4 protein-coding genes and 2 pseudogenes are annotated in these 3,880 nt (G+C 38.0%); 4 read left to right on the plus strand and 2 right to left on the minus strand.

Annotated elements, in window-relative coordinates; translation table 11 throughout:
• Positions 1–267: 267 nt before the first annotated feature.
• A pseudogene (locus ACFINI_RS09410) lies at positions 268–1,433 on the minus strand (tyrosine-type recombinase/integrase).
• Between the two features lie 165 nt (positions 1,434–1,598).
• Here ACFINI_RS09410 and ssb point away from each other — a divergent pair.
• The 4 genes and pseudogenes from ssb to ACFINI_RS09430 form a co-directional block, all read left to right on the plus strand.
• Positions 1,599–1,841: pseudogene (gene ssb / locus ACFINI_RS09415) on the plus strand (single-stranded DNA-binding protein); the annotation flags it as partial.
• A gap of 76 nt (positions 1,842–1,917) precedes the next feature.
• Complete coding sequence (locus tag ACFINI_RS09420; protein ID WP_375647989.1) at positions 1,918–2,427, plus strand: Panacea domain-containing protein; 510 nt, start codon at positions 1,918–1,920, stop codon at positions 2,425–2,427.
• Positions 2,363–2,803, plus strand: coding sequence for a hypothetical protein (locus ACFINI_RS09425; protein ID WP_375647990.1), 441 nt, complete (start codon positions 2,363–2,365; stop codon positions 2,801–2,803). The genes ACFINI_RS09420 and ACFINI_RS09425 overlap by 65 nt, the downstream gene beginning before the upstream one ends.
• Entirely contained in the window at positions 2,790–3,320 is a 531-nt protein-coding gene (locus ACFINI_RS09430) for a hypothetical protein (protein WP_375647991.1), read from the plus strand. The genes ACFINI_RS09425 and ACFINI_RS09430 overlap by 14 nt, the downstream gene beginning before the upstream one ends.
• A gap of 9 nt (positions 3,321–3,329) precedes the next feature.
• Here the strand turns inward: ACFINI_RS09430 and ACFINI_RS09435 are convergent.
• A partial coding sequence (locus ACFINI_RS09435) for a hypothetical protein (RefSeq protein ID WP_375643842.1) occupies positions 3,330–3,880 on the minus strand: 551 nt, incomplete at its 5' end.

Here is a 3,880-nt window from a genome sequence, read left to right on the forward strand (position 1 = left end):
ACTCATATGAAGCAATTTTGCACTTTCACGGTCTGTCAAAAGAATATCATTTTCTGTCATACTAAAATCCTTTCTATAAAAAAATGAGAACAAATCATAACTATTTATTAACCATATTTTGGTTCATTTGGAAAGATGTTTTATTTATAGAAAACAATATTTTATCATACAATTTTTGATGTGATAATTTATGAGTTTTATTGAGAAAGAATGAGTGAGAAGAGAGAGAAAGTTATCCACAGATCATGGGGTTATGCACCCCATATCTTAAGATTGACCAGTGACATAAGCCGCCCATTTATCCATATAAACACGGCGCTGTTCTAGATAGTCAGTACGACGATAGGCACGCTCTACTTTGCCGCCAACTGTATGACTTAGAATAGTTTCAGCGACCTCATAGGGAGCATCGGTTGTTTCAGCAAGCCAATTGCGTAAACTAGAACGAAAACCATGCGGGCAGGCTTCAAGTTTATTGTCTCTCATATATTTTGCCATACAATTCTCAGCAAGGGGAGCACGACCGGAAAAAGACAGAATGAAATTACTTTTGGAAATACAACGGGCTTGTTTAATCACTTTTAGCGCTTCAGATGATAGAGGTACGCGAAATTCTGTTGTAGCGTCACGCAAACCTTTCATATTCTCAGCAGGAATAGTCCATACATCATCTTCAATCTGATCTTCACGAATATGACGCAAAGGGTTGGTACGAACGCCTGTCAGGATAAGCAAGCGCAAAGCCAGTTGTGTTATGTTTTGTGTTTTACAGAGTAACTGATAAAAGGCGGGAACATCTTTCCAATCCATTGCAGGTCTATTAGTGGTTTTATGACGTTGTTTACCTAAGAGCGCGCGTGCTTTTTCTGTTGCTTGTAAATCAACATCTAACCCTAATGCAGCCGCATGTTTGAGACAAAGATTAAGACGATTTAGTGCTTTCTCTGCTGTTGCAGCTTTTGTATGCCAGATAGGAGCAAGGTATTGCGTATCTCTGTTTGTGTAATCTCTGAAACGGGCAGACAGCCCAATTTAGGGAGAATATGAAGGCGTAATGGTAAAAACCAATCACAAGCTTTACCATCTCTTTTTAATTCAGCTTTACGGCTTTCAAAAGCATCTAAAGCAATGTTTTTTAAATAATGAAGATTACGCATTGCCTCACGCTTTTGTTTATCGCGTTCTTTAATGGGGTCACGACCCTCATGTAAAACAGCACGCCATTGGTTTGCCAATTCACGGGCTTTTTTTAAAGAGACATGTCTTAAGGCGCCCAAGCCCATTTCACGGCGCCGACCGTGAATGGTATAACGATAAAGCCATTGAGCACCACCATCTTTACGCTTATGGAGGATCAAGCCGGCACCATCATTATATTTGCCAGCTCCCAATGTTGCGACAGCCCTTGCGTTAAGACGATTCATAAGAACCATTTTAAAATCCTTTCTTATACAAATTTGATCCACACACTCATCCCACTTGTTATGTGCAAATGAGTGGTTTTAATTGATTCAAGATAAACAGATTTGAAATGAGAGAACCTTACGTTATTCGGGACTCTCATTCAATATGAATAACGCTAGATTATGATTATAAATCAATATCTTGTCAAAGGCAGCAAAGTTTATATCGAGGGGCGACTACAAACCCGTAAATGGCAAGATAAAAACGGTGTTGATCGCTATGTAACAGAAGTCATATTGCCTCAGTACAAAGGTGATTTAAAGCTTTTAGATGGCAAAAATGATGATAATCAAGATCAGTCATCTGCTTATGACAGAAGCATTTACAGACCTCTTGATACGCCCCATACCGTTATGAATGACAGTGTTCCTTTTTAAGGATATTATTGAATGAGGAAAGTGATCATGTTAAAGCAATTCTGTAAAGTTGTATGTTTTGTGGGGTATGAATGATATGTACCAAGTTCAGCAAATTGCTAACTTCTTTCTTGAAAAGGGACGTGAAGAGAATATCCCAATTTCTCCTATGAAGCTCATTAAACTGGTGTATCTTGCGTATGGATGGATGTTAGCAGCTACAGGTAAGCGTCTCTTTCCTGATCGTATAGAAGCATGGCAGCATGGTCCCGTGATTCCGGCTCTTTATCATGAGTTTAAAGATTGGGGAAGGCGTTTTATCGATTGCTATTCTCGAACAGTTGATTTAGAGACAGGAGAAATTTTGATTCCTAAAATTCCTAAAGAATCCGCTGATAAATATACATTTAAGTTATTAGAGATCGTCTGGAATGCTTATAAAAATTTTTCACCTTGGCGCTTGCGTGATGAATCTCATGAGAATGGATCACCGTGGGAGAGAGTATATGATTGTGGGCAATTTGGTGTGAAGCTAAAAGACGATGACATCAAAGAATATTTCACACAAAAAATTAACGGGTATTTACAAGAGCCGGAAAAAAAATAAACACCTTCATCTTAAGCAACTTCAACGTGCAAGTGATGCTGTTGGAAATCAATCTGTTAGAGTGATTGCAGATTGTCTTCCGAGGAGAACTGTTCATTATGCTGTTACAGAACAAGAAATAAATCTATTAAAAGATCACGCAACGTCTGCACGTCGTTTTCATGGAATAATGGGGATTTTATTGGGTACGCTTTTAACTTTGTCTATAGAACTATTTTGGGATAGAAGTCATTTAGAAATTAAGCAAGTTTTTATAATTATAATATCGATCATTCTGGTTTCGTTATTCTTTTATAGTCTAAAGTTTAAGACAAAAGCAGAGGAAATTTGGCAAAATATTAAACAGGAATCTGGGGACATAAGTGAAAAAAAATAAAAAGAGGGGACGCCCTAAAATAGCAGGGCAGGTAAGAGAACCAAACGGACGTATATCACGTGCAAAAGCACCGCGTGAAGCCGTTGATAAATTGGCAATAGAGATACGTGCAAAGCGCTTCGGTTTAACGCTACAGGAGGCAAAAAATCCGCTTTCTGGGTCTTATATAGTGCGGCTTTGTTTGCAAGGCGTGATTACTCAAGAGCAATATGATGCCGCGCAACAATACCTACAGATAAGAAATAATTACCTTTGTGCAAAAGGCTTGCCTAATGCGATTTATGACGAAATGCCGTCATCATCTGATGATAAGGCAAGAGATAAATGGGTAGCATTTGCAACAGAGCAGTTTATCAACACGCAAGAGGCACTAAAAGAAGCCCAATGCCTCTATAGACAATATAACCTTTATGCAGCGTTACAGTATCTCGTTATAGAAGATCAAATGCTACCACACCTTGTGAATTCATTACGTGTTGCTCTTAATGTGCTTCAGAAACATTTTGATCGTAAATGACAATCTCTATTACGGTTTCATTATATCATATATCGTTGGTAAGTCTCTGCAAAATCTAGCGACTTGTTTAGTGTTTTCATAATCACCGGTGCTCACGTCAGATACTACAACTATCATTTGTGTTTTGGGGCTAATGCCAGTTCCAGTCGAATTACTAAGAAATTTTTTTGCATAATAAATCATTGGATTTTTGCTGTTATTGGATTCGTTGTATGCCCACATAAAATCTCTTTCACTCCAATTATGTTCATAACGTAAACGACTTATTACATTGGGTAGCATTGCCCATGACATTTCTTCATTATACTCACCCCGCAATAAATTCACAAAGCGTCCACATAAAATAACGAATACGTGACGATGCAATACAGGATCAAATTTGGAAGGCATCTTATGATGGCCACGGCTGTATACAAATTCTTGTGCTTGGCTTAGCTTATTAAAATGCGTAAAGCCAGTATATTCTTTACTCGCGTATTTGTCGTAAAGTTGATTATACTTCTCTATAGTATCTACACTTGTAAACATACGCGTCAATTTGTCTATAAATCCAAATGACG

It is taken from the genome of Bartonella sp. AA56HLJMS (genome assembly GCF_042197145.1).
Lineage (GTDB): Bacteria > Pseudomonadota > Alphaproteobacteria > Rhizobiales > Rhizobiaceae > Bartonella.